Annotated in this window: 19 protein-coding genes; 7 read left to right on the top strand and 12 right to left on the bottom strand. The window is 39.9% G+C overall.

Annotated features, from left to right (window positions below; genetic code table 11):
• Positions 1 to 38: 38 nt before the first annotated feature.
• The 4 genes from treR to J416_RS01635 all read right to left on the bottom strand — a co-directional run bounded on the left by treR (position 39) and on the right by J416_RS01635 (position 4,497).
• Positions 39 to 752, bottom strand: a complete 714-nt coding sequence (gene treR / locus J416_RS01650; RefSeq protein ID WP_003463431.1) for a trehalose operon repressor — start codon at positions 750 to 752, stop codon at positions 39 to 41.
• Between the two features lie 12 nt (positions 753 to 764).
• Positions 765 to 2,438: an alpha,alpha-phosphotrehalase gene (gene treC / locus J416_RS01645; protein ID WP_003463428.1), complete on the bottom strand. Its 1,674-nt coding sequence runs from the start codon at positions 2,436 to 2,438 to the stop codon at positions 765 to 767.
• Positions 2,439 to 2,511: 73 nt separating this feature from the next.
• Positions 2,512 to 3,945 carry a PTS system trehalose-specific EIIBC component gene (treP, locus tag J416_RS01640; RefSeq protein WP_003463425.1) on the bottom strand — a complete coding sequence of 478 codons (1,434 nt, stop codon included), beginning with the start codon at positions 3,943 to 3,945 and terminating at the stop codon, positions 2,512 to 2,514.
• A gap of 90 nt (positions 3,946 to 4,035) precedes the next feature.
• The gene (locus J416_RS01635) at positions 4,036 to 4,497 is read right to left on the bottom strand and encodes a hypothetical protein (RefSeq protein WP_003463423.1); all 462 of its coding nucleotides are present in this window, start codon (positions 4,495 to 4,497) and stop codon (positions 4,036 to 4,038) included.
• 139 nt (positions 4,498 to 4,636) lie between these two features.
• Between J416_RS01635 and J416_RS01630 the strand changes: the two genes are divergently transcribed.
• From J416_RS01630 to cysI, 6 genes are all read left to right on the top strand, one after another.
• The gene (locus tag J416_RS01630) at positions 4,637 to 5,896 is read left to right on the top strand and encodes an MFS transporter (RefSeq protein WP_003463421.1); all 1,260 of its coding nucleotides are present in this window, start codon (positions 4,637 to 4,639) and stop codon (positions 5,894 to 5,896) included.
• Positions 5,897 to 6,123: 227 nt separating this feature from the next.
• Positions 6,124 to 7,485 (top strand): NADP-specific glutamate dehydrogenase, encoded by a 1,362-nt coding sequence (gdhA, locus tag J416_RS01625; RefSeq protein ID WP_003463419.1) that lies wholly within the window; start codon positions 6,124 to 6,126, stop codon positions 7,483 to 7,485.
• Positions 7,486 to 7,712: 227 nt separating this feature from the next.
• A complete protein-coding gene (locus tag J416_RS01620; protein WP_003463417.1) occupies positions 7,713 to 9,131 on the top strand; it encodes a cryptochrome/photolyase family protein in 1,419 nt (472 codons plus the stop codon).
• Between the two features lie 468 nt (positions 9,132 to 9,599).
• Entirely contained in the window at positions 9,600 to 10,325 is a 726-nt protein-coding gene (locus J416_RS01615) for a phosphoadenylyl-sulfate reductase (RefSeq protein WP_003463414.1), read from the top strand.
• A gap of 68 nt (positions 10,326 to 10,393) precedes the next feature.
• Positions 10,394 to 12,193 carry an assimilatory sulfite reductase (NADPH) flavoprotein subunit gene (locus tag J416_RS01610; protein ID WP_003463413.1) on the top strand — a complete coding sequence of 600 codons (1,800 nt, stop codon included), beginning with the start codon at positions 10,394 to 10,396 and terminating at the stop codon, positions 12,191 to 12,193.
• Between the two features lie 22 nt (positions 12,194 to 12,215).
• Positions 12,216 to 13,919 carry an assimilatory sulfite reductase (NADPH) hemoprotein subunit gene (gene cysI, locus J416_RS01605; RefSeq protein ID WP_003463412.1) on the top strand — a complete coding sequence of 568 codons (1,704 nt, stop codon included), beginning with the start codon at positions 12,216 to 12,218 and terminating at the stop codon, positions 13,917 to 13,919.
• 116 nt (positions 13,920 to 14,035) lie between these two features.
• Here the strand turns inward: cysI and J416_RS01600 are convergent, their stop codons facing one another.
• The 7 genes from J416_RS01600 to J416_RS01570 form a co-directional block, all read right to left on the bottom strand.
• Positions 14,036 to 15,181 (bottom strand): mannitol-1-phosphate 5-dehydrogenase, encoded by a 1,146-nt coding sequence (locus J416_RS01600; protein ID WP_003463411.1) that lies wholly within the window; start codon positions 15,179 to 15,181, stop codon positions 14,036 to 14,038.
• The gene (locus J416_RS01595; protein WP_003463410.1) at positions 15,181 to 15,615 is read right to left on the bottom strand and encodes a PTS mannitol transporter subunit IIA; all 435 of its coding nucleotides are present in this window, start codon (positions 15,613 to 15,615) and stop codon (positions 15,181 to 15,183) included. Before J416_RS01595 ends, J416_RS01600 begins: the two co-directional genes overlap by 1 nt.
• A 17-nt stretch (positions 15,616 to 15,632) precedes the next feature.
• Positions 15,633 to 17,732 (bottom strand): BglG family transcription antiterminator, encoded by a 2,100-nt coding sequence (locus tag J416_RS01590; protein ID WP_003463409.1) that lies wholly within the window; start codon positions 17,730 to 17,732, stop codon positions 15,633 to 15,635.
• Positions 17,733 to 17,929: 197 nt separating this feature from the next.
• Positions 17,930 to 19,351: a PTS mannitol transporter subunit IIBC gene (locus tag J416_RS01585; protein ID WP_003463408.1), complete on the bottom strand. Its 1,422-nt coding sequence runs from the start codon at positions 19,349 to 19,351 to the stop codon at positions 17,930 to 17,932.
• A 540-nt stretch (positions 19,352 to 19,891) separates the two neighbouring features.
• Positions 19,892 to 21,781, bottom strand: coding sequence for a PTS fructose transporter subunit IIABC (locus J416_RS01580; RefSeq protein WP_003463407.1), 1,890 nt, complete (start codon positions 21,779 to 21,781; stop codon positions 19,892 to 19,894).
• A gap of 16 nt (positions 21,782 to 21,797) precedes the next feature.
• The gene (pfkB, locus tag J416_RS01575) at positions 21,798 to 22,715 is read right to left on the bottom strand and encodes a 1-phosphofructokinase (protein ID WP_003463406.1); all 918 of its coding nucleotides are present in this window, start codon (positions 22,713 to 22,715) and stop codon (positions 21,798 to 21,800) included.
• Positions 22,712 to 23,467, bottom strand: coding sequence for a DeoR/GlpR family DNA-binding transcription regulator (locus tag J416_RS01570; RefSeq protein ID WP_003463405.1), 756 nt, complete (start codon positions 23,465 to 23,467; stop codon positions 22,712 to 22,714). Before J416_RS01570 ends, pfkB begins: the two co-directional genes overlap by 4 nt.
• A 177-nt stretch (positions 23,468 to 23,644) precedes the next feature.
• On the opposite strand from J416_RS01570, the gene J416_RS01565 reads away from it, so the two are divergent.
• Positions 23,645 to 24,997 (top strand): hypothetical protein, encoded by a 1,353-nt coding sequence (locus tag J416_RS01565; protein WP_003463404.1) that lies wholly within the window; start codon positions 23,645 to 23,647, stop codon positions 24,995 to 24,997.
• A 161-nt stretch (positions 24,998 to 25,158) separates the two neighbouring features.
• On the opposite strand, the gene J416_RS01560 is transcribed toward J416_RS01565, so the two are convergent.
• Positions 25,159 to 26,565 carry a glycoside hydrolase family 1 protein gene (locus J416_RS01560; protein WP_003463403.1) on the bottom strand — a complete coding sequence of 469 codons (1,407 nt, stop codon included), beginning with the start codon at positions 26,563 to 26,565 and terminating at the stop codon, positions 25,159 to 25,161.
• Positions 26,566 to 26,567 lie beyond the last annotated feature (2 nt).

Below are 26,567 nucleotides of genomic sequence, written 5' to 3'. Positions count from 1 at the left end.
TGGTCAATCACCTAGCAACGAAAGAGGCGTTTTCTGTGTCATTGATTCCGTCTGGCAAAGTCGACAAAGCGGAATTTATCAGGACGATGTCTCGACTCCGTATATTGGAATAAGCTCGCATCTTCTAAATAGACATAGTTTTTAATCACAACGATATTATGAAAGCCTTCTAGATCCAACAACGATCGATCTTCCTTTGTTGGCTCCTCAACGACAATTTCCTTTTTCGCGAAACTAATCGTTAATTCCAATTCACCTTCTACATAAGCATAAATCGAATCTTGGGCAATGTCTTTCGTGAGATAAGGAACATATTTTTCCGCTAAATAGTCTTTATCCAAAATAATACGACTGTTATCAAACGATCGCGTGCGAACCACTTCCCACACTTGATCAGTATAAGCCAGGCGCAATTGATCACGGACAAAGTCAGACGGTGTCATTCGTTCACATTGGTGCACTGTCGTCGTCGGCGTTTGATCTAAATTCTCTGCTAGCTCCTTAAAACTGACCAATCCGGATACAGGGAAATCAAACTTGCTACGGTCAATAACTAAAGATCCTTTCCCTCGAATCTTTTGAATATAACCGTTTTGCGCCAGCAAGTGTAATGCCTTCCGAACAGTTTCGCGCGACGTTTGAAACTGTTCCATTAATTCATGCTCAGAAGGTAAATACTCGTTCGGCACATATTTCGCTTTATTTAATTGTTCCACCATGTCTTGATAAATGATAAAATACTTATTCCGCATAGAACTCTCCATTTATTTAGTTAGATAATAAACGATGGATTCGTATGGTCTTAGTGTGAGCTGGTTAAATGAACGGCTCACATCTGGATAATTTGCCAATAAGACCTCTCCTGCGTGATGAACGAGACCTATATTCTCTGGTAATGCAAACACCGTATCTTCACCATAAAAATTATTTATCACAAGTAATTGCTCATCGTCATTCTCTCGTATATAAGCAAAAATAGCATGATGATCAGGGAAAATCAAGCGATAATCTCCGTCTGTGATGACCTCGTATTGTTTGCGAAGATGAATTAATGATTGATAATGATAGAATATTGAAGACGGATCATCCACTGCTTTCTGTGCGTTTATCTCTTCATATGAAGACGGAACTTTTAACCATGGCGTGCCCGTTGTAAACCCAGCGTGAGGTTGTGAATTCCACTGCACGGGGGTTCGCGAATTATCACGCGATTTCTCTTGTAAAATCGACAGGATCTCCTCTTCTGGCATACCTTCTTCCTTTTTCATCTTGTACATATTAATGGATTCCACATCTTGATAATCAGTAATGGAATCAAAACCTGGGTTTGTCATGCCAAACTCTTCGCCTTGGTAAATATATGGCGTTCCCTGCATCATATGAATCGTTGTGGCTAACATTTTTGCCGATTCTTTATGATAGGTTTGATCGTCGCCGAAACGGGAGACAATCCTTGGCTGATCATGGTTACACCAAAACAACGCATTCCAACCGCCGCCTTGATGCATTTGCACTTGCCATTTTGATAAAATTCGTTTCAGCTCAAGAAAATCAAATGGCGCCTTTGTCCATTTTTCACCATTTGGATAGTCTACTTTTAAATGATGGAATTGAAAGGTCATATCTAACTCTTCTCGTTCAGGACGTGTGTACTTCACACAATCTTCGACGGTCGTTGACGACATTTCTCCCACCGTCATCGTCTGGCGCCCTTTAAAAACGTTTTGGTTCATCTCATGCAAAAATTCATGCACGCGGGGGCCATCGGTATAAAACGTCCTACCATCCCCTGGCGGTACATCATTCGGGAACCGTTGATCCTTGCTAATCAGATTGATCACATCTAGCCGGAAACCATCGACCCCTTTATCTAACCAGAAATTCATCATTTGATACACTTCATTACGTACTTGTTCATTTTCCCAATTGAGATCCGCTTGGGTAACGTCAAATAAGTGTAAATAGTATTGTTTCGTTGTGTCATCATACTGCCAAGCAGAACCACCGAATTTTGATTGCCAATTGGTCGGTACATCACCATCGTTTCCATCTTGCCAAATATAAAAATCACGATACGGATTCTGCTTGGAACGTTTCGCTTGTTGAAACCATTCATGCTCTGTCGATGTATGATTGACAACGATATCCATAATGACTTTGATCCCTTTTTGATGAGCTTGTTGAAGCAATTCTTCAAAATCAGCCATCGTTCCATACATGGGATCGATGGAATAGTAATCGGAAATATCATAGCCATTATCGCGTTGTGGCGAGGCATAAATCGGCGTCAACCAAATCACATCGACCCCTAAAGTTTGTAAATAATCTAACTTTTCAATGATCCCTTGAATATCACCAATACCATTTCCAGTTGTATCATTAAAACTTTTCGGATAAATTTGATAAACAACCGATTGTTGCCACCATTGTTGATTCATGCTTGTCACCTTCCTCTTTATATTTCACCTCATGAATAGGAAAAAGAGGAGTGATTGCTCCCCTTTTTTACATCTATTTTCCTAGTCGTTGATAAGCGTCTTTACCCATTTTCGTCTTCGCTAAAATGATCGTTAGTAAAATCGGGACGACAATAGCTACGATCATCGCTACACAAAAGGCTAAAATATCGGCTACTTGAATCGAAAGTACACCAGGTAGACCGCCAACACCGATTGAATTCGCCATCACCCCTGAACCGACGGATATAACAGCCGCAATAGATGAACCAATAATGCCTGCAATAAACGGGAACAAGTATTTTAAGTTAATCCCGTACATCGCGGGTTCTGTAACACCTAAATAGCAGGAGATCGCAGCTGGAACAGACACTTGTTGTTCCTGCTTATCCTTACGATTCAAATAAATCATCGCAACTACGGCCGAACCTTGAGCAATATTGGAAAGCGCAATCATCGGCCATAAATTTGTCCCACCAAAATCGCTCATTAGTTGTAAGTCAATGGCATTCGTCATATGATGCAATCCAGTGACGACTAACGGAGCATACGCAAAACCAAATACAGCAGCAAATAGCCAACCAAATGCCGAAGTTAAACCAGAATACACAATATCAGAAATCCAAGATCCGATTTCCCAACCAATCGGGCCAAGTATGACATGAGCTGCGAGTACAGCAGGAATGAGTGCGAAAAATGGTACAAATATCATGGATACTACACTTGGAATAACTTTTCGCAAACCGATTTCCAAATAAGAAAGGACGAATCCTGCGAGAATGGCTGGAATTACTTGCGCTTGATAACCGATCATATCGATCTGCGTAAACCCAAAGTCCCAAAATGGTATCTCTTCTGCACCAGCAACACTATAGGCATTTAACAACTGTGGCGAGACTAACGTAATACCTAAAACGATTCCAAGAACTTGCGTCGTTCCCATCTTCCGAGCAATCGCCCATGTAATGGCAACAGGTAAGAAATGAAAAATGGCCTCACCAATTAACCAAAGAAAATCATAAAGTCCTGACCAAAATTGATACGTTTCTGCTAATGTTTGCGTTCCGTCATTTACCAAATTAATCGCACCAATGACGTTACGGAAACCTAGAATCAAACCACCGACAACTAACGCTGGGATGATCGGTGTAAAAATTTCCGCTAAATGAGAGACGAGCCTTTGAATCAAACTCATATTTTGTTTCGCTGCCTCTTTCGCCTCATCCTTTGAACTATCATCTGCACCAGAAATTTTCGTAAATTCATTATAAAAGGAAGCGACTTCATTTCCGATGATCACTTGAAATTGTCCGGCTGAAGTAAATGTTCCTTTTACAATATCAATATCTTCAATCGCTTTCTCGTCTGCTTTACTTGTATCATTTAAGACAAAGCGCATTCTTGTTGCACAATGAGTGACAACTGATATATTTTCACTGCCGCCAACCTTATCCAACAGTTCCTTTGCCTGTTCTGAGTATTTACTCATGTTGTTTCCTCCTTTACTTCTTGTTTGTTTTACCTTGTATATACAAGTTTTATGATTACGTTTTCATTCTATCCTGTATATACAAGTTTGTCAATTTAAAATTTGTATTTTCGCGAGAATGTCTATCATTTTTGCGAAATTCATTATAATTTTGCGAAAATACCCATCATTCTTGCGAAAAAGCGAATTTTTTTGCGGTAAGCTAGCTTTTCTCACGAAAGATTCCTTTATCAACATATCCGTCATTTTCCATGATAATCTGCAATGCATCTTGATAATTAGATTCCTCGACTTTACATTCAACCATATGGTTCTATTCGCCTCATTAGCCAATATCCCTTGATGATTCGTAAATGAGGCGACGATACCACCACCTACTCCCATGCCACTCGTGCCATGTCCAGAGTAGGCAAGAGGCGTCAAAAACAAGTCTTGTCCTAGATCAGGAACGTAATCAATCCGAATATCATTGGTTTTCAACGTATTGAACTGTGCACGAACTTCTTCAGCATCATCTTCTGATGTAAAAAATGCTTGCAACGATTTATACATTCACACATCACCCTTTCTACTGATCCTATGTAATCTACTGTCCCCCCTTTTTCAATGATTATAAACTTCTTGTAAAATTTTTATATTTCATATCGGTTCTTTCCGTATTTCTAGTAAAATGGTAGTGGGGGGATGCAATATGCGCACATTTTCGAAGGCTGAAAGAAGTTGGATGTTTTACGATTGGGGAAATTCGGCATTCTCAGTCATTATTACGACTGCTATTTTTCCGATATTTTATAAAGCACAAGCGACCGAAGCTGGAGTGAACGCTGCTGATTCAACGGCATATCTCGGCTATACAATTTCAATCTTTACGTTTATCTTAGCTGTTCTTGGACCGATTTTAGGTACGGTTGCCGATTATCAAGGGTTTAAGAAAAAGTTTTTTGTCGGCTTTATGACAGTAGGTATCTTATCGACGATTGCATTAATTTTTGTCCCACAAGGACAATGGCTTGTCTTACTCATTTGTTATACGTTTGCCTCACTTGGATCAACCGGTGCTAATATTTTTTATGATGCTTTTTTAGTCGATGTCACCAATGAAAAGCGGATGAATCACGTCTCATCACGTGGGTTTGCACTTGGCTACATCGGTAGTACCATTCCTTTTCTTATTAGCATATCGATTATTTTGCTCGCCCAACAGGAGATATTACCTCTTTCCAGTGCTGCTGCGAGTCGAATGGCTTTTCTCATTACGGCGATTTGGTGGGCCACCTTTTCGATTTCCATGATGAAACATGTTCAGCAAAAGCATTATGTGCCACGAAGTCCTCAACCGATGAAGCAGAGTTTTCAAAATTTATGGCAAACGATGAAACACGTCAAACAATATAAATATGTCACCATTTTTCTCATCGCTTACTTCTTTTACATAGATGGTGTTGGTACGATTATTTCCATGTCAACTGCTTACGGTACTGATGTCGGATTAGATGCAAATGTCTTACTCATCGCATTGTTTGTGACACAAGTTGTCGCTGCACCGTTTGCTGTGATTTACGGCAAATTATCCGATCGATTCTCTGCCAAAAGTATGCTTTACGTTGGGATGACGATCTATATCATCGTTTGTATCTATGGCTATTTTTTAGACACGGCTCTTGATTTTTGGATCTTGGCCATGCTTGTCGCTTCGTCTCAAGGAGGTATCCAAGCACTCAGCCGATCCTATTTTGCAAAACTGATTCCTCACAATCATGCGAATCAATTTTTTGGCTTTTATAATATTTTCGGAAAATTCGCGTCTATCAGTGGACCGGTGCTTATGGGGGCAACTGCGCAAATCACAGGTCACTCCAATGCGGGCATTCTAAGTTTAGTAGTACTTTTTGTGATGGGCATGCTTATGCTTAGGTTTGTACCATCTGACCAAACGATCAAAAGTCAATAGCAAGACGAACCTATCTCAAAAAAGCATTGGTTTCATCTCGCATACATATTGTTTAGATCAATTTGCTATAATACACTAAATTATAGTGATCAAACACATCGAATGATTCGATTGATTTCACTGTATGTTCTTCTACTTCCTAGAGAAAGATAGAACCGATTACATTTTTGGTGTCACGCTTATGCTTTACATAAAAATACAAAAAGTAAGGAGAGAGCAAATAAGATATGACAAATGCAAATCAAGTTGCACAAAACTACGTAAATGACGTATTCGAAACGGTCAAACAGAGAAATCCAAATGAGACCGAATTCCATCAGGCTGTCAAAGAGATTTTCGACTCATTAGTTCCTGTATTTGCAAAACATCCCGTTTATATGGAGCAAAGTATTTTAGAACGCATGGTTGAGCCTGAACGAATCGTTTCTTTCCGTGTGCCATGGGTTGATGACGAAGGAAACGTTCAAGTAAACCGAGGCTTCCGTGTACAGTTCAACAGTGCCATTGGACCATATAAGGGCGGTTTGCGTTTTCACCCATCCGTAAACGCAAGCATTATCAAATTCTTAGGTTTTGAACAAATTTTCAAAAACTCACTAACTGGTCAACCAATTGGTGGTGGCAAAGGCGGATCCGATTTTGATCCTAAAGGAAAATCTGATGGTGAAATTATGCGTTTCTGCCAAAGCTTTATGAGTGAACTAGGCAAACATATCGGACCAGACACAGATGTCCCTGCTGGTGATATTGGTGTTGGTGGACGCGAAGTTGGCTACTTATTCGGCCAATACAAGAAAATGCGTGGCAGCTTCCAAGCGGGAGTTCTTACTGGTAAAGGATTAAACTTTGGCGGAAGCTTAGCAAGACCAGAAGCAACTGGTTTCGGGACCGTCTATTTCGTAGAAGAAATGCTAAAAGATAAAGGTGATAGCTTCAACGGAAAAACAGTTGTTGTATCCGGTTCAGGTAATGTGTCCACATATGCGATTCAAAAAGCAACCGAACTCGGCGCAAAAGTGGTTGCCTGCAGTGATTCTGGCGGATATATCTATGACAAAAACGGTATCAACCTAGAAACCGTGAAGCGTCTAAAAGAAGTTGAGAGAAAACGAATTAAAGAATATGTGAATGAACATCCTGAGGCAGAATATACAGCTGGTTTTGAAGGTATTTGGAACGTTCCATGTGACATCGCGTTACCATGTGCAACGCAAAACGAGTTAAATGAAGAATCTGCTCAAACATTAGTCAAAAATGGTGTTAAAGCCGTTGGCGAAGGTGCGAATATGCCATCTACTTTGAAGGCTATTGATGTATTTTTAGAAAAAGATATTTTATTCGGACCAGCAAAAGCAGCAAACGCTGGCGGAGTAGCTGTATCTGCTCTAGAAATGGCTCAAAATAGTGCTCGTCTTTCTTGGAAATTTGAAGAAGTGGATGAAAAACTTCAAGAAATTATGCGCAATATTTATAAGAACAGTGTCTCAGCTGCTGAAGAATATGGCCATAGCGGTAACCTCGTTGTTGGCGCAAATATTGCTGGTTTTACAAAAGTAGCAGACGCAATGATCGCTCAAGGCGTCATCTAAATCCAAAAAGATTTTATCCAAAACCAAAAAGAACTTTATCTGGTTCTCACTAGATAAAGTTCTTTTTTTGATACGATTCACGATGTCCCACTTTATCAAACACATCGCTTTCCTTATATACATTTTATCCCAAACTGTTTTAGTCGTGATCAGTCGTCACTTTTTGTATACTATAATTGTAAACGCACGATACTTGATTTCATTCATAAAGGAGAATCCATCTGATTATGCCTACAATTATTGTTTGGTTTCAAAATGATTTGCGATTGCTGGATCACCCTGCTTTATATCATGCCGCTCAAGACGGTGAAGTACTCCCTGTTTTTATTCTTTCGTCTGAATATCAAAGCCTACCACCGCATAGATTATGGTGGTTGCAACAATCTCTTCGTACTCTCCAAAAACAGATCAAAGCAATAGGTGGTCGTTTGATCATAAAAGAAGGCACTACTCCAGAAACATTATACGAATTGGCTCATACAATCCAAGCACAAGCCATTTATTATCACGTTCGTTATGAGCCCGATGCTCAAACGCAACAAGACGAGTTGCATCATCTGTTTAGTCAATCGAGAATAACGTTGCGAGGATTTGAAGCGAACCTGTTATTTCCACCAACATCCATCCGAAATAAGAAGAACGAACCATTTAAAATTTTTACACCCTTTTGGAAGGCATTACGTTCGATTCCTGTCCCAAAACCATTACCAAAACCAGATTCGATTCAATGGTCCAACGAAACAATCACCAATGATATGCCTAAAATAAACACAGATGACATCGATCTCCACAAGTATTGGACGCCTGGTGAACCAATGGCCATAAAACAATGGCAAAACTTCCTACACCATGGTTTGAGCGATTACCTCACCTATCGTACTATGCCTGCCATTGATGTGACTTCAAAGCTCTCTCCACATCTAGCTTGGGGAGAAATCAGCCCACGATTCCTCTGGCACGATGCGCAGGAAACAGTGGAAGCAAGTGGCAACATCAATCACGATAGTGTGGAAGCGTTTCTTAGACAATTAGCTTGGCGAGATTTTGCCTATCATCAACTAGTCGAATATCCGCATATTACAACTCAACCTTTACAGTCAAAATATCAAGCGTTTCCTTACCAAAAAATACAACCACAACTATTCACAGACTGGAAACAAGGAAAAACAGGCTATCCGCTCGTTGATGCTGGAATGCGTCAATTAGCAGAGACAGGTTGGATGCACAATCGCGTTCGCATGGTTGCCGGTTCATTCTTGGTAAAGCATCTTTTATTTCATTGGTTGGAAGGCGTATATTGGTTTCAAGAAAATAGCATCGATCATGACATCGCCCTCAATACACTTGGATGGCAATGGGTCGCTGGCACAGGATTTGATGCGACACCTTATTTTCGAATTTTTAACCCCATACGACAAGCTGAGCGATTCGATCCTGATGCTACATACATCAAAAAATGGGTGCCCGAACTGTCACAATTACCTGCAAAGTATACATATGCACCTCAACAGGCACCTGACGATGTGTTACAACAAGCAAATATTACTTTAGGTGATGATTACCCTTATCCAATGGTCGACCATAAGGAAGCACGAGAACGGGCATTAACCGCTTACCAATTCATGAAAGATGAGTCACTCAGCTAAAACTCTTTCCCACAGGCATGACTGGCAATTGCTCGCAAAAGTAAGTTTTAGCTGAAGTCCTTTTCTTACAGCTTATAAGTCAAACAAAAAAGCAAGAGTAGTTATTTGCATGATAAATGCATAAACGCGTCAAACTGAGTTGAAAGAAATATCTGTTTGCATCGAAAATGAATATATGCATCAAACAGAAGAAATGAGGGCGTTTGTTTGCATCATAAATCCATTTATCACTCAAATAGATGGCTTAGATACAGCTGTTTAAGGGATAAATAAAATGATAAGCTTTACATTAGAGAATCCAGCCATACATAACGAATATTTTTTATTGACATTTTTTTCTGATGTGATAAGATAGTAATATATTCCGATAAGTTTAATCGGGATTAAAATCAATTTTAGTAATGCCATTTTATATAAATCGTACAGCGATCTCTTAACAATACCATTTACAAAGGAGACGTTGATCTAATGATAACTTATGATCAATTCGATGATACCGAGTGGAATAGTTTTCGTCCGGCAAAAGACGATGTGACAAAAGGTGCAAGCACATTATTACAATGGGCTTATGACACTTATGGTGATGATTTAGTTTATGCCTGCAGTTTCGGAGCTGAAAGCATGGTTCTCATTGATTTAATAGCCAAAGCCAAGCCAGATGCAAAACTTGTTTTTCTCGATACAGGCTTGCATTTTCAAGAAACATATGATTTGATTGAGGAAGTAAAAACTACCTATCCGCAATTACAAATTAAGATGCAACAACCGGAATTAACCGTCGATGAGCAATCAGAACAGTATGGCCCAGCGCTTTGGAGCAGAAATCCCGATCAATGCTGCTATTTACGAAAGATCCGACCATTAGAAAGAGCTTTATCAGGGGTTACAGCATGGGTATCTGGTTTACGTAGAGAACAGTCTCCGAGCAGAGCCAACACAAACTTTATTAACAAAGACGAACGATTTAAATCAGTCAAAGTGTGCCCGTTAATCCATTGGTCTTGGGACGACGTTTGGGATTATATCGACGAACACCAACTGCCATACAACAAATTGCACGACCAACAATTCCCAAGTATCGGATGCATCCCTTGTACTCAACCAGTAACTGACTCCAGTGAAGAACGTTCTGGAAGATGGGCTGGATTTAACAAGACAGAATGCGGTATACATGTTGCTTCAGGTTCTCAATAGGCAACTTTATTTTTATATTTAATCTTAAGTATTTTTATCGGAATAATTATGATGACGAGGTGGTAGGATTGACCCTAAAAGTGGAAAATAGTCCGTTTAATGAAAAACAAGCGGACTTAATCAATCAGTTAGTTCCCAACTTAAATTCCGACCAGCGGACATGGTTGGCAGGGTATTTAATGGGATCTGGATCGCAAGCAGGTGGTGAAGAAACAGTAGCTCCCGCTGTTGAAACGCCTGCTAGCAGAACCGTTACGATTTTATATGGTTCAGAAACTGGCAATAGTCAAATGCTAGCCGAACAACTTGCTGACAAAACGAATGAATTAAACCGAACAACAACTGTTTCAGCGATGGATGATTTTAAACCAAAGAAGTTAAAAGAAGTGGAAGATTTGCTGATCATTACTGCCACACACGGGGAAGGTGATCCTCCTGATAACGCGATTCAATTCCATGAGTTTTTACACAGCCGCAAGGCACCGAAATTAAACGATGTCAAATTCGCTGTTTTATCACTCGGTGATGAATCCTATGACCATTTCTGCCAAACGGGAAAAGATTTCGATAAGCGATTGGAAGAATTAGGAGCTGAACGAATCAAACCGCGCATTGACTGCGATGTAGATTTCGATGAGCCAGCAGCAGAGTGGATGGATGGGGTAGTCGAGGAATTAAAGCAAGATCAACCCACTCCTTCAGTAGCTAGCGCATCGTCCAATCAAGACGTTCCAGCTGACCAACCAGTATACACAAGATCCAACCCTTTTGCAGCAGAGGTTTTGGACAACATTTTATTGAGCGGGCAAGGATCTGAAAAAGAAACACGTCATATTGAACTATCACTTGAAGGTTCGAATTTATCCTATGAGCCTGGTGATTGCTTAGCTATCTATCCGAAAAATGATCCAAAACTCGTTCAACAGATTATAGATAAACTAGATTGGGATGCTGAACAATCGATCCCCATTAATAAGCAAGGAGAAATTCGTTCTGTACAAGAGGCCTTAACATCTATTTTTGAGATTACTCGGTTAACAAAAAGTTCAATTGAAAAAGCACAAAGCTATTTTGCTAATGATGAATTGGATGCATTAATCAGTGATGCGGAAAAAGTGAAGGACTATATTGACGGGCGTGATTTGCTCGATCTGATAACGGATTATCCACCGAATCATTTAAAAGCTGATAACATTATGGATTTCTTGCGAAAGATACCTGCTAGACAATATTCAATTGCCAGCAGTTATCAAGCAAACCCAGATGAAGTACACCTTACCATTGCCACGGTTCGCTACCATAGTTACGGAAGAGACCGTGATGGCGTCTGCAGTGGAGAAATTGCAGACCGTATTGAACCAGGCGACCAAGTGAATGTGTACGTCCACAAAAACCCGAATTTCAAGTTTCCGCTTGACGAAGAAACACCTGTCATTATGGTGGGACCAGGTACTGGCGTTGCTCCATTCCGTGGCTATTTAGAAGAACGGGAAGAATTAGAGCTAGAAGGGAAAACGTGGTTATTCTTTGGTGATCAGCATTTCCGCACCGACTTTTTATACCAAGTCGATTGGCAAAACTGGCTTAACAGTGGCGTTTTAAGTAAGATGGATGTCGCATTTTCTAGAGACAATAAAGAGAAAGTGTATGTACAAAACCGCATGCAAGAACGATCCAAAGAGATTTATGACTGGCTAAAACAAGGGGCTCACTTTTATGTATGTGGGGATGAGAAACGGATGGCTAAAGACGTCCATCAAACCCTTCTTGATATCATTGAAGAAGAAGGGAATTTGAGTGCGTCCGAAGCTGAAGCGTACTTGAACCAATTAAAGCAGGAAAAACGATACCAGCGAGACGTTTATTAAATGACTGAAAGGAGCGTTTGAATTGGCAAATGACCAGAAGAAGTTAGACCCTATGGAAGCACTGAAATCCGACAGTCAATTTTTACGTGGAACAATTGAAGAAGGATTAGAAGACCCAATCACCGCCTCCATATCTGAAAATGACACAAAACTATTAAAATTTCATGGTAGTTACCAACAAGACGACCGTGATTTACGAGATGAAAGAAGAAAGCAAAAGCTAGAACCCGCCTATCAATTTATGTTACGAGTCGCCATTCCAGGCGGAGTTGCTACACCGAAACAATGGTTAAGCGTCGATGAGTTAGGCGATAAATATGGCGATCAGTCGATTAAACTAACGACGAGACAAGCGTTTCAGTTGCATGGCATCTTAAAGTGGAATTTGAAAGATACGATTCGAACGATCAATGACCAATTAATGACGACCATTGCAGCTTGCGGTGATGTAAACCGAAATGTGATGTGTAATCCAAATCCATACCAATCAGACATTCACGCAGAAATTCAAGATTGGGCGCAGCGAATTAGCGATCATTTATCACCAAGAACGAATGCTTATCATGAAATTTGGTTAGATGGTGAGAAAGTAGTGGATGGCAAGGAAGAAGAACCGATTTACGGATCCACTTATTTGCCACGTAAATTTAAGATCGGCATTGCTGCACCACCGTCTAATGATGTTGATATCTTTTCTCAAGATTTAGGATTTATTGCGATCATTGAAAATAATGAAGTCGTCGGATTTAATGTCGTCGTTGGTGGTGGTATGGGATCAACTCATGGCAATGTAAACACATATCCTCAAGTTGGGAAAATCGCAGGCTATTGCCGTAAAGAAGATGTGATCGATGTCGCTGAAAAAATCGTTACGATTCAACGTGATTATGGTAATCGATCCGATCGAAAAAATGCCCGTTTCAAATATACCATCGACCGTTACGGCTTAGATTGGTTGAAACAAGAATTAGCCGATCGTCTTGGCTGGGCCTTAGAGGAAGCCAAAGATTATCATTTCGATCATAATGGTGATCGATACGGTTGGGTCAAAGGAAAAAATCGTTGGCATTTTACCTTGTTTGTTCAGAATGGTCGTGTAAAAGATACAGATGAAGTTCAATTAAAAACGGCTTTGCGTGAGATTGCTCACATTCACACAGGTGATTTCCGTCTCACACCAAACCAGAATTTAGTGATTGCTAATGTTACTGCTCAGAAAAAGAAACAGATTCAAGCGTTAATCGATGAATACGGATTAACGGAAGGAAAACATTATTCCGGTTTACGTCGAAATTCAATGGCTTGTGTTGCGTTTCCAACATGCGGACTTGCGATGGCTGAATCCGAACGTTATTTACCTGAATTATTAGATAAAATCGATGCACTTCTGGAAAAAGAGGGATTGATCGAAGAAGAAATCGTAATTCGTATGTCAGGTTGTCCAAATGGATGCTCACGTCCTGCATTAGCAGAAATCGCCTTTATTGGTAAAGCGCCAGGAAAATACAACCTTTATCTGGGTGGCAGCTTCATCGGTGATCGACTCAACCAATTGTATAAAGAGAATATTAATGAAGAAGAAATTCTATCTACGTTAGATGAAATCTTTCAAATTTATGCAAAAGAGCGAGATGAAGGAGAACATTTCGGTGATTTCGTCGTTCGCAAAGGCTATGTCGATGCCGTTTATACGGGATTAGACTTTCATAAAGAAACGACGCAATAAACGAACTTTTTCGTACATTCTGTCAATTACGCTAAGGTGAAACATCAACACTTGAAAAAAACACCCCCACCTAATCTGGTGAGGGTGTTTTTTCCATTCTTTCAACTTGTTATCAATTACAACGATTGGACTTGTTTGACGACTTCTTTGACAAGTGGGTGATCTTCTTCTAATGCTGCAATTTCGGCAAATCCAGATGCAAAGCCTTGTTGATTGATTTTGTTTTCTAAATCAACGGCTTCCTGATCTTCAGCATTTTTATACAATAACGCAACCGCAATGGCTTTTGCTACATAGTTGGGCGTTTCGTTAAACACCTCTCGATATAACAACGCTGGTCGTACAAAACGATCTTGATTGCCCAGTTTTCGAATCGGGCCTCTTCCCACTCGTGTTACTTCATCTGAAATATATGGATTACGAAATCGCTCGAGAATTTTGGCTTGATAATCCTTATGTTCTTTTGGTTCAAAACCATACGTCGTGACGAGGACCTTACCTGTTTCATCCAAGACACCTTTGACTAATGCATATACTTCCTCTGCTTCTAATGCTTCTTTAATCGTTTGATAGCCATAATAGCGACCGGCATAAGCAATCGTTGCATGGCCTGTATTGACAGTGAACAGTTTTCGTTCAATAAAAGGTTTCAACTCATCAACATACGTAATTCCAGGGACATCTGGTACCTCACCTCTGATTGCTGGTTGCTCGACAACCCATTCATAATATGGTTCAACCGCAACAGCGAGGGGGTCATCCTGTTTTTGATTCGGAACAATCCGATCAACGGCTGAATCAGGAAAACCAACCCGTTGTGCTATCAAAGCCTGTTCTTCAGCTGTGACATGTTTATAGACTTCATCTTTTAATACCGAGCTACCGCCAACCATATTTTCGCATGCAATCACATTTAACGGCTCCTCTGTTTGTTGAAAACGTTGTGTCAACCCACTCGCGATGGCCTTAGCAATCACAGGCAAAACATTTGGCCCAACAGCCGTCGTAACTAGATCAGCTTCAGCAACGGCTTGTTCTACTTTCTCTGGATTCGTGCTACTATTAATCGCAGATATCTGATCAATCACTTCTTCCTCTTGATTCTCGCCCGCAAAAATGACTCGATACTGTCCTCTTGTCTGAATCGCATGAATCACGTCTTCATTGACATCAACAAAAGCCACCTCATATCCAGCACGATGTAATAGTGAACCGATAAATCCTCTCCCGATATTTCCTGCTCCAAAATGAACAGCGAGCATTATTGGACCCCTCCAAGAATGTCTAATATAGCTTCTTTGGAATCTGCTTGTTTCATTTTTTCGATATTCGCTTCATCAGCACATACGAGTGCAATATTGGAGAGAATCTCTAAGTGTTCATCACCTTTACCAGCAATACCGATAATGATATGCGTTGAATTCCCACCGAAGTCAACACCTTCTGGCACCGTCACTACTGCTAAGCCTGTTTCATTCACTGCTTGTTTTGCATCCTCTGTCCCGTGAGGAATCGCTACTTGATTGCCAATATAAGTTGAAGTCACTTCTTCGCGTTCAAGCATTTTGTCTACATAAGTATCTTCTACATAACCATTTTTCTGTAACAGATTGCCGACGTATTGGATGGCTTCTTCTTTCGTTTCTAATGCTACTCCCAGTTCAATATTTTCACTTGTTAACATGTCTTTTGCCATGCTGTACACTCTCCTTATCATTTGCTAGTTAAAAATTGATCTAATCTTTGAATCAGTAATTGATGAATTTGCTCAGCATCCTTTGACTGGAAAATCAAGCGATGATTTTCATCACGAATCAGCAGTTCACTAATATGACTAAGAACCTCTAATCCTTCTTCACTTAGCGACTTTGGCGATAACATAAGCAACACATTTTCTACATTTATCACCGTTTGATCCATACCTTCTAATGGCATAGGTACATCTAATACATGAATCGTAAATGATGGTTCTAACACATGCTCACTCCGCGCATGGAATAATGCCATATTCGTATTCGGAATCGCAAGTCCCCCGATTTCTGCACGATCAAGCAACTGCTGATACAAGGCCTGCACGTGACGAACGATTTCTCTTGTCGAAAGCTTTTCACAAATATCATACAGCATTGATTCTTTCGATGGCGTTTTTGTTAGCTTTTCCAATTTGAATCCTTTTACTATCGTATAGATCACTTTTGCATATTGCTCGATTTTTTTAATCTGATTCATACGCTCTTCTTTATTGACTGTCTCTATTTTTTGCGAAGAGAACGATGGATTTTGTGACAGGCCTACTTGCATTTTCTTTTGTCTCACTTGTTTACGGATTTCATAAATATCTGCATCCGTTAAAAATGGTGAAGCTAATATATAATCCTCTTTAAAGTGCTCAATAGGGACGGTCGATACAAAAATATCATAATGATTCAATGCTTGATTTTCCATCGCAAACAAGGACGTATGATCCACTGATTGAATTTCTGGAATGTGTTGTGATATCTGAGATGCTAATATCTTCGATGTTCCAATCCCACTCGAGCAAATCACTAACGCATGGACCGATACATCTTCTTCCACGCGAAGCATAGCAGAAGCAAAATGTAATACGAGATATCCAACTTCCTCCTCTGGAAAACGGATATTCGGAAACACTTGCTTCACACCTTCATCTAACACATGAAACAACGTGGGATAGTCTTGCTTGATATTTGCCAATAATGGATTTTTTATCGGCATGTTTTGTTTTAATCGGTACATCGCTGGTTTTAAATGAGCGACAAGATCATATAACATTTGCTTATCTTGTGTGACATTCATGCGCATCGATTCACTAACATAAGCCATTAATTCTTTTGTTTGCACACCGATATTTAACATGTTTTCTTCAAGGAATGGCGTATGATCTTTACGTAACTTGGCTCCTAATAAATGCATCGTAATAAAACCAACTTCAGCTCTAGGAATCTTCATCTGAAATACTTGTTCTAATTCCTCTAAAATGGTTTCAGCAATCGCAAATTCTTCAGATTGTTTTAATTCGGTTAAATAGTCCGTGTCAAAATCAATATTTTCGCCCTTTTGTACACGTTCGATCGCTAATGTCAGATGGACGACTAAACCAATATAGGCACTATCGGCTAATTGATAAGGGATTTCATGTTTCACACGATCAATGGTTTGTTCGATGGCGTGTAACTTGTTTTGATCTACTAATCCTAATAAACGATTAGATATCGTATCCGTTACCGTTTGCGACTTTCTCTCAATATTTTCTCGCAGTAACATGAGTAGATCCGATTCATCTACATAATCTGAAATTAACGCACTGATAGCTGCGCGCTTATTAGCCTCTGAACCTTCTATTTTCACCCCATATCCCCTTCGACGAATCAATTGCAGGTCGAATTTTTCTAAAAAGGGCGCGATCGTGTCCAAATCGTGACTAATTGTTGCGATGGTAACATCTACATTCGTTGCCATTGCCATTAATTTTATTGGTTCATTCGCTTCTAACAAAGTGATTAGAATCATGACTTTCCGTTCATCTGGGGTAAAATCTGTATGCGTTTGTTGTAATAAACTTGCCTTTAATTGTTCTTTTTGCTCGGGTGATCCGCTTAATGATATACCAATACCCGACTGCTTTTGAATCGTTACACCATAGTTTTCAAGCGTTGTTAGCAGCTGATTAATGTCCCGATGAACCGTTCGTTCACTGACATCTAAGTTTTCTGCTAATTCACGAATTGGAATCGGACCTTTCTGTGCTAGCAAGTAATCGATTAACTGCCTTTCACGACCCGTTAAGTACATCAGATTTCACCCCCGTATATCAACAGCGTTTATCAACCGTGACAAAACTTAATAAGATCAAGACGATACGTTTATTGTAACCATGACAACACAGGACATTCAATACAATATTCATATGATTTCGTCCATTGACTTCTTGCCATTATTTAAAAAGATTCCTTGCTACTTGAATATTAGCAAGGAACCTCTTTTTTTATTTATTCGTCTGCTTTTAAGCGATTGACTAATTCATCGTATTTCGGACTATTTAAGAAGTTTTCTACAGAAATGTGTTCTGCACTTGGAATTTTCTCCTTTGCTCTGTCCGTTAAATCTTTGTGCGTGATGATGATATCGGCTTCATCGGTTAAATCATTAATGGCTTTATTGGTAACATCAATGCCTTCGATATCTGCTTTTTTAAATTTATCTTTTAATAACGAAGCGCCCATCGCACTTGATCCCATGCCAGCATCACACGCAAATACTACTTTATTCACATCTTCTGCCTGTTGAGTAGATGCTTGTTCTTCATTCCCTCTTAACGAATCAGATGCTTTACTCTTCTTACCTTTCATCTCTTCCATTTGACTCGTTGCTTTCGATAAGTCTTCTCCCTCTGAATTGCTTGCCTTCAAAATAACAGATGCAATTAAGAATGATACAAGCGTTGCCACAATAACACCTAGAGCAATAATGAAATGATCTCCTGGAGGCGTCATCAGCATAAGCGCTACAATACTACCTGGAGATGGTGTAGCAGTTAAGCCTGCATTAAAAATTGTATACGTAAACACACCGCTGACACCGCCACCGATCACTGCTAAAAGAAGTGCCGGCTTCATTAGAATGTAAGGGAAGTAGATTTCATGAATCCCCCCAAAGAAATGAATGATGGAAGCACCCGATGCTGAGCTTCTTGCAGCTCCCGTACCAAATACCATAAATGCTAATAATACACCTAAACCTGGTCCTGGATTTGTTTCTAATAAGAAAAGAATTGATTTCCCTGTCTCAGATGACTGCTCTGCAGCAATCGGACTGAGGATCCCATGATTAATTGCATTGTTTAAAAATAGTACCTTAGCTGGTTCGATAATAATATTCGCAAGTGGTAATAAACCGACATTGATTAAAAATTCAACCCCTGCTATTAACACTTGAGTGATACCATTGATAATCGGCCCAATAATTTTTAGTGAGATTCCTGCCAATACCGCACCCAGTATACCGGCTGAGAAGTTATTATAAAGCATTTCAAAACCTTGACCGATCTTATCTTGGAATACATCATCGAGCTTTTTGATTAAATAACCGCCGAGTGGCCCCATTGCCATAGCGCCTAAGAACATCGGGATATCAGCGCCAACAATGACCCCAATTGTTGCGGTTGCACCAACGACACCACCACGTATATCATATACAAGACGACCACCTGTAAAACCGATAAGTAGTGGTAATAAGTAATTAATCATTGGTCCAACGAGTGAAGCTAATTCTTCATTTGGAAAATACCCATCAGGAATAAATAATGCGGTGATTAGTCCCCAAGCAATAAATGCAGCAATGTTTGGCATAATCATACCGCTCAGATGACTACCAAATCGTTGAACTTTTGCACGAAAACCTTTCTGTGCCATGACGATTTCTCCTTTCTCTATCACGTAATCAATAAATATTAGGAATAATTCCTTACTTCAAGAATATAGCGTTTGCATATGACAATCAATGCAATAAAAATGTGGTTTTGACAAGGGGAATGTTGACATTATTTAAAATGGAGAATACCGTCTTATAGTAATCAAAATACGAGATGGTATACATAAGAGAACTGAGGGTGATCCATGGTTAATGATGGGGGTTTTCCCGGTAATACGTATATTACTGGGAAATCTGCATGTGACTCTACCTACTTTTCCCGGTAAATTACACATTACTGGGAAATCTGCATGTGGCTCTACCTACTTTTCCCGGTAATACGCATATTACTGGGAAATCTGCTCGTGGCTCTATCTACTTTTCCCGGTAAATTACACATTACTGGGAAATCTGCATGTGGCTCTACCTACTTTTCCCGGTAAATCACATATTACTGGAAAATCTGCATGTGACTCTGATGCGATTTCCCAGTAAAAAAAGCGATCCAACGCTTATCGTTGAATCGCCTGTACGGATATCAATTATTTTTTGTTAACGGGTTTTTTCCAGAAACCGATCATTAATGCGGAAACAATGGCACCGATGACAATGGCTAGCACATAAAGTGGCCACATTCCTTCTGTAGCTGGCGTTGGAATAATTAGAATACCGCCATGTGGTGCTTGCAAACCAATACCAAATAGTAACGATAAGCCACCCGCTATAGCTGAACCAACCGTAATGGATGGGATGACACGTCCAGGGTCAGCTGCGGCGAATGGAATCGCACCTTCGGTAATAAAGAAGGCACCCAGTGCGAAGTTTGTTTTTCCTGCGTCTTGTTCTTCTTTCGTAAATTTATTGCGGAATAATATGGTCGCTATCGCTAAGGCTAACGGTGGCACCATACCACCAGCCATTACCGCTGCATGCGGTCCTAAGTTCCCCGCTTCGATCATGGCAATACCAAAAGTGAACGCGGTTTTATTAATCGGACCACCCATGTCAATCGCCATCATACCACCAAGAATTAAGCCAAGAATCGCGGCATTAGCACCTGACATATTATTTAAAAATGTTTCAAGAAAACTCATGATATTCGCAACAGGATCAATAATCACAAAATGCATTAAAATACCAGTAATAAAAATCGTTAATACAGGATAAAATAGAATTGTTTTAATTCCATCAAACGCTTGTGGCAAATCACGTAACATTTTCTTCACAAGTACAGTGACATAACCACCGAGAAAACCAGCAATTAAACCACCTAAAAAGCCTGCTCCACCGGTTGAGGCCATAAATCCACCAATCATACTTGGCGCAAAACCTGGACGATCAGCAATGCTCATTCCAATAAAACCTGCTAAGACAGCTACCATAAGTCCTAAACCATACTCAGCGCCTATACTATTTAGCGCGGCTGCAAATTCATTATATGACGGATGTTCTGGATCGGCTGAATTTATTCCGAATAAGAAGGAAATCGCAATTAACACACCGCCACCAACAACAAACGGAAGCATGTTGGAAACACCATTCATCAAGTGCTGATAGAAACCGACACGTCCACCACTTGAACTAGTGCTTTCTGATGAACTACCATCCCCTTCATAAACTGGTGCATCACCAGATTGTACAGTATCAATTAATTCATCAGCCTTGTGAATCCCATCGGTTACGCCTCGACGCAACACTTTCTTTCCTGCAAAACGTTCCATTTCGACTTTTGTATCCGCAGCTACGATAATCGCTTTCGCTGCTTGAATTTCTTCAGCGGTTAACTGATTTTTTACACCGTCCGAGCCATTCGTTTCGACTTTGATGCTCACACCTTTTTGTTTAGCTGTATCTTTTAATTCGTCAGCTGCCATATATGTGTGCGCAATACCAGTCGGACAAGCTGTGACGGCAAGAATCTCTGGTCCTTTTTGCGTTGGTGCGCTATTGTTTTCTTCCTCTTGCTCATTTCGTTTCTCTTGTTCTTTCTCATCAATGAAACGCGTAATTTCTTCTGTCGATTGTGCTTGTAACAAGTTTTTGCGGAAATCGCCATCCATCAAAAGGGTAGATAGTCTGGATAACGTTTGTAAATGATCATCATTGGCCCCTTCACTCGCTGCAATCATGAAAAACAAATGACTCGGCTGACCATCTAATGATTCAAAGTCAACGCCTTCCTGCGAACGCGCAAAAGCAATCGCTGGTTGCTGAACAGCACTTGATTTCGCATGAGGAATGGCTACTCCTTCCCCGATACCTGTACTGTTTTGATGTTCCCTGTCCCAAATCGCTTGTAAAAATTGTTCTTTGTCAGCTAATCGCCCTGCTGCATCAAGTTGATTAGCCATCGCTTGAAGAACGTCACTTTTAGATTCTGCCTCGACATCAAGAATCATGACATCTGGCTTTAATAACTCTGTGATGTTCATCGTCATCATCCTCTCTTTATATTTTACTTACTTTCACTTGTTCAAATAGTTCTTCTGCTTCCATTTTTGTACATAACGTTTCTGAATAGGCAGTTGCACTTCCCGCGGCTACAGCAAATGCCGCCGCTTGTTTGGCATCATGAGACTTTTGCCATTGATAAAGGAAACCAGCAACAGTCGAATCACCAGCTCCCACAGAATAAATGAGCTCGCCTTCTGGTGGGTCTAATTGAAATTGACCCGCTTCTCCGGTATACACCGCTCCATCTTTGCCCATTGATACAAACACATGATCAATTTGATACGTGGTTTGCAATTGTTGCGCCAGTTGAATGGCTTTTTCTGGTCCATCTACCGTTTCATTAAAAAACTCGCCCAATTCATGATGATTCGGTTTGACAAAACTCGGACTTGCTTTCACCGCTTCTTGAAAAGCTATCCCACTCGTATCTAGAAATGTCTCTACCCCCTTTTGATTGAGTAATCGAATCATAGCCTGATACGTGTCACTCGACAACGTCGTAGGCAAACTTCCAGCCATGACAACAACATCTTGATCCGTTAATGTCCCTAATCTATCTAACAATTGATGATACGCTTGATCTGTAATTTCTGGCGAAGTGCCATTCACCTCTGTTTCTGAATTGGCTGCTTTCATTTTCAGATTAATTCGTGTATCATCTTGCAATTCCACAAAATGATGCTGAATGTGGAATTGATCCAAGACATCGGTAATAAATTTGCCAGTAAAGCCACCTATGAAACCAAGCGCCGTACTCGGTTGATCAAAATTCGCTAACACACGCGATACATTGATCCCTTTTCCGCCTGCTTCTTTCTCATCTGACTGACTTCGATTAATTTGATCCAGTTGAAAATCGTTCAGTCGCACGATGTAATCGACGGCTGGATTCAGTGTTAATGTATAAATCATGAAGGTACCACCTTTATTGTTGTTGATTGTTTAATTTCTTTATGTTGTTGTGCTGACAGTTCACCTGATGTCATGATCGTCGCATCACTGAGTGCGGCCACACTGGAAAAGGAAACCTCACCGAATTTTGACGCATCTGCCAACACATAAGTGGATTGTGACTGCTCCAAAGCTTGTCGTTTAACACTTGCCTCTTCTGGATCCGGTGTCGTATAGCCTTGACTTGCATGAATCCCGTTCATCCCTAAGAAACATTTGTCAAAATGATACTCCTGAAGAGTCGAGACTGCTTTTGTGCCAATCAATGCACCTGTTCCCTGTTTTGCTTTACCTGCAACGACATAGGTCTCGATTCCTTGTTCCATTAATTTTTGTACATGGGGAATACCATTGGTGACGACAACGAGTGATTGATCGGTTAACCAAGGAATCATTTCTACCGTTGTGGTTCCTGCATCTAAAAATACGGTATCACCCTTATCAATCAGAGCAGCTGCTGATGTCGCAATCGCCTGTTTGGCTGTTTTATATTGAGGGCTCTTTTCAGATAAGGTTGGTTCTTGGCTTTTTTGATGGACTAAAGCCGCCCCGCCATGAACGCGTTTAATTTGCTGTTTCTTTTCAAGCTCATTTAAGTCTCTGCGAATGGTTGATTCTGAGGCTTTTGTAACCTCACCAATCTCCTTCACAGTAGCGGTTTCCTTTTGTTTCAAAAATTCCAAAATACGTGCGTGACGTTCAACCGTTAACATGATTGACTCCCTCATTTTTTATTAAATCGTTTACATAGATTATATAACCAAAATCAATCAAAGTCAATTGCAAAAATTCACTTTCAATCAAAATCAATCATTTTATTGTGACACACTGTGTTTTCACATATGTTTTGGTAAGATGGAAATACGTTTAATCTAGAAAGAAGGTGCTCCATGAAACGACTATACATCTTTTTTGCATTCGTGTTTTTGTTACATATTATATCTGTCCTATATCCGAATGAAATACTAAACGATTGCTTGGGGATATTGGCGTTTCTCATGTTCGTCATTAGCTTTCATAAAGCGTCACGGTTATTTCAAATATTAGGGGTTCTTTTTATTGTGACGGGTACCTCACTTTATTTTTCAGCGGATTTATCAATACATCAGCTACCACCGATTTTAGCTGGAAATTTATCGTTGCTTACTTTGCTAGCCATGTTACCGTGGATGAACAGTGTCGTTGCAGCAGGACGATTTGACCGGTTACTGCAGCAATTGCTTCGCGGCAACGTAAAAGATTTAGGTATGCTCTATCAACGGAGTATCACAGCCATGATGTCGCTGACGGCTTTTCTCAATGTGTCATCTGCTACCATTAGTCAAGATGTCTTAGTTGATAATTTAAAACCAGTAAAAAGACAGGTAGCCAACAAGTTTATCATGATGGCAACGTTAAGAGGTTATTCATTGGCGCTTCCATGGAGTCCATTAGAAGTATTAGTTGCAATGGCTATTTTTATTACAGGGGTTAACTTTGCTCAAATATTACCGATTATGATGATCATTACGATTGTTATGTATGCCATTGATAGCATGTGGGGAAGATATTATTTTGGAAGATACCATTATCCGCTAGATGAGGATAGTGTCAACACGCAAAAAGCGAGACACAAACGTCGCAAAATCTTGCAATTAATTGTTGCATTACTATCATTCCTAGTCATAGTTGTTCTTTTAGGCAACCTCTTTGACCTAGAATTTATCTTTATCGTGACCGTCATCGTATTTCCATTCGCTTTCGTTTGGTCATTGTTCATGAAGCGATTCAAAAGCTTTTGGACAATTGGATGGAACAAGTGGAAAGACAATTTAAATCACATGCAAAACTTTATTGTCTTATTTGTCACACTCGCTTTCTTTACCGGAACATTAAATGAATCACCTGCTTTGCAAATGATTCAAGATCCCATTATCGCTGTGTCGAATGCTCCATTATTGATCTTAATCATGATACAGTTATTATTTATTTTTATGAGTATGTTTGGTGTTCATCCAATTGCAACGATGGGTGTTCTTGGTGGGATTAGTACGATGTTAATGGATATTCTAAGTCCGTTAAGCTTAGCCGTTATCCTGATTACAAGTGGTGTCGCCACAGTTCCGATTGGTACGTATGGATTAGTAGTAACGATTACTTCGATGAGCTTACGGCAAAGCCCTTATTACATTACATTTTATAACTTACCTTACTCCTTTTTATTTGGGGCTGTTGGAATATTCGTTGCGTATTTATTGATTTAATATATTGATAGAATGCAAAAGAGAAGAGACTTACGAATGGTTGTCGCACGTAAGCCTCTTCTTTAAATTTATTGGTTGATGGTGGAATTTGGTTATTTCTAGCCTTTCTTTTATATTTCTGGCGTGAGATTTATAATTCTAGCTTCAGCTGGATAATTACATTATTCAAGACCATTGTTGGCAATGACTTTTTGATACCAGTAGAAACTTTGCTTGCGAATACGACGTAAATCTTTCACATCGAATTCATCACGATTCACATAAATAAATCCGTAACGCTTACTAGAGCCTTGATGTGTACTAACTAGATCAATAGCTGACCACGGGCAATAGCCAAAAACGTCAACACCATCAGTAATTGCTAATTGAATTTGTTCAATATGTTGTCTGAGATAATCGATTCGATACGTATCATTAACGACATCTCCTTCTTCCAACTGATCAAAAGCACCCAATCCATTTTCAGTAACGATTAAAGGCAAATGATAACGGGAATATATTTCACGTAATACCGTTCGAAAGCCTACAGGGTCAATCTCCCAACCAAATTCCGTTTTTTTGAGATTTTCATTCACTGATCCTCGATAGATTCCAGGTTCTCCAACCGTCTCATGCTGATCACCTGTATGTGAATAATCCATATCACCGCCTGTACTTTCACCAACGGTTTGCGACGTATAATAGTTGAACGCAATAAAATCTGGTTTTCCCGCTTGAAGAATACGCATATCGCCTTCCTGCATCACTGGAGTATAGCCTTTTTTCTCAAGATAGGCCCATGCAACATGATTATATTGACCATAAACAGCTGCATCTAAATAAAGCCAGTTACGAATATTCGTATAAGAATTAGCAGCTAATATATCTTCTGACTTAGATGAAGCTGGATAAATAGGTGCAATGTTTGGAGCAGGACCAATTTTTGCATTCGGAAGCTTGCGATGACATAACGCCATCGCTTTTGCTTGTGCGACGAGCATATGATGATTTTGCTGATACAAATCTTGCTGTTGATTCTCACTATCTTGTGATGAAGTACCTATCGAGCTTCCATGCAAAATGATCATATTTTGTTCATTAATCGTGAGCCAATATTTCACACGATCTCCGAAATGATCGAATAATGTTTCTGCATATTGCTCAAAAGCATCGACAGTCTTACGATTCGACCATCCTCCTTGTTCTTCTAATGCATAAGGTAAATCAAAATGATACATCGTTAAAATGGGCTCAATATTATATGATAACAACTCATCAATTAACTGATGGTAAAACTGAATCCCTTTTTGATTCAACTCGCCACTACCTTCTGGATAAATCCGAGCCCAAGACACCGAAAATCGGTATGCTTTAAACCCCATTTCTGCTAATAATTGAATATCTTCTTGATAGTGATGATAATGATCACTTGCCACTTTAAAATCCGTCACTTCTGGCACGTGATTAGCCATATCAATCACAGATGGTCCTTTACCATCTTCATTCCAAGCACCTTCAACCTGATACGCTGAAGTGGATCCACCCCATAAAAACTTAGATGGAAAAGGTTTTATCTGGTCATAATTCATAT

The sequence above is a fragment of the Gracilibacillus halophilus YIM-C55.5 genome, assembly GCF_000359605.1.
GTDB lineage: Bacteria > Bacillota > Bacilli > Bacillales > Amphibacillaceae > Gracilibacillus > Gracilibacillus halophilus.
This window is presented reverse-complemented; position numbering and strand designations above follow the sequence as displayed.

Coding starts and splice junctions, on each gene's coding strand:
- treR (WP_003463431.1), bottom strand. CDS start 752: ATGCGGAATAAGTATTTTATCATTTATCAAGACATGGTGGAACAATTA.
- treC (WP_003463428.1), bottom strand. CDS start 2,438: ATGAATCAACAATGGTGGCAACAATCGGTTGTTTATCAAATTTATCCG.
- treP (WP_003463425.1), bottom strand. CDS start 3,945: ATGAGTAAATACTCAGAACAGGCAAAGGAACTGTTGGATAAGGTTGGC.
- J416_RS01635 (WP_003463423.1), bottom strand. CDS start 4,497: ATGTATAAATCGTTGCAAGCATTTTTTACATCAGAAGATGATGCTGAA.
- J416_RS01630 (WP_003463421.1), top strand. CDS start 4,637: ATGCGCACATTTTCGAAGGCTGAAAGAAGTTGGATGTTTTACGATTGG.
- gdhA (WP_003463419.1), top strand. CDS start 6,124: ATGACAAATGCAAATCAAGTTGCACAAAACTACGTAAATGACGTATTC.
- J416_RS01620 (WP_003463417.1), top strand. CDS start 7,713: ATGCCTACAATTATTGTTTGGTTTCAAAATGATTTGCGATTGCTGGAT.
- J416_RS01615 (WP_003463414.1), top strand. CDS start 9,600: ATGATAACTTATGATCAATTCGATGATACCGAGTGGAATAGTTTTCGT.
- J416_RS01600 (WP_003463411.1), bottom strand. CDS start 15,181: ATGCTCGCTGTTCATTTTGGAGCAGGAAATATCGGGAGAGGATTTATC.
- J416_RS01595 (WP_003463410.1), bottom strand. CDS start 15,615: ATGGCAAAAGACATGTTAACAAGTGAAAATATTGAACTGGGAGTAGCA.
- J416_RS01590 (WP_003463409.1), bottom strand. CDS start 17,732: ATGTACTTAACGGGTCGTGAAAGGCAGTTAATCGATTACTTGCTAGCA.
- J416_RS01585 (WP_003463408.1), bottom strand. CDS start 19,351: ATGGCACAGAAAGGTTTTCGTGCAAAAGTTCAACGATTTGGTAGTCAT.
- J416_RS01580 (WP_003463407.1), bottom strand. CDS start 21,781: ATGAACATCACAGAGTTATTAAAGCCAGATGTCATGATTCTTGATGTC.
- pfkB (WP_003463406.1), bottom strand. CDS start 22,715: ATGATTTATACATTAACACTGAATCCAGCCGTCGATTACATCGTGCGA.
- J416_RS01570 (WP_003463405.1), bottom strand. CDS start 23,467: ATGTTAACGGTTGAACGTCACGCACGTATTTTGGAATTTTTGAAACAA.
- J416_RS01565 (WP_003463404.1), top strand. CDS start 23,645: ATGAAACGACTATACATCTTTTTTGCATTCGTGTTTTTGTTACATATT.
- J416_RS01560 (WP_003463403.1), bottom strand. CDS start 26,565: ATGAATTATGACCAGATAAAACCTTTTCCATCTAAGTTTTTATGGGGT.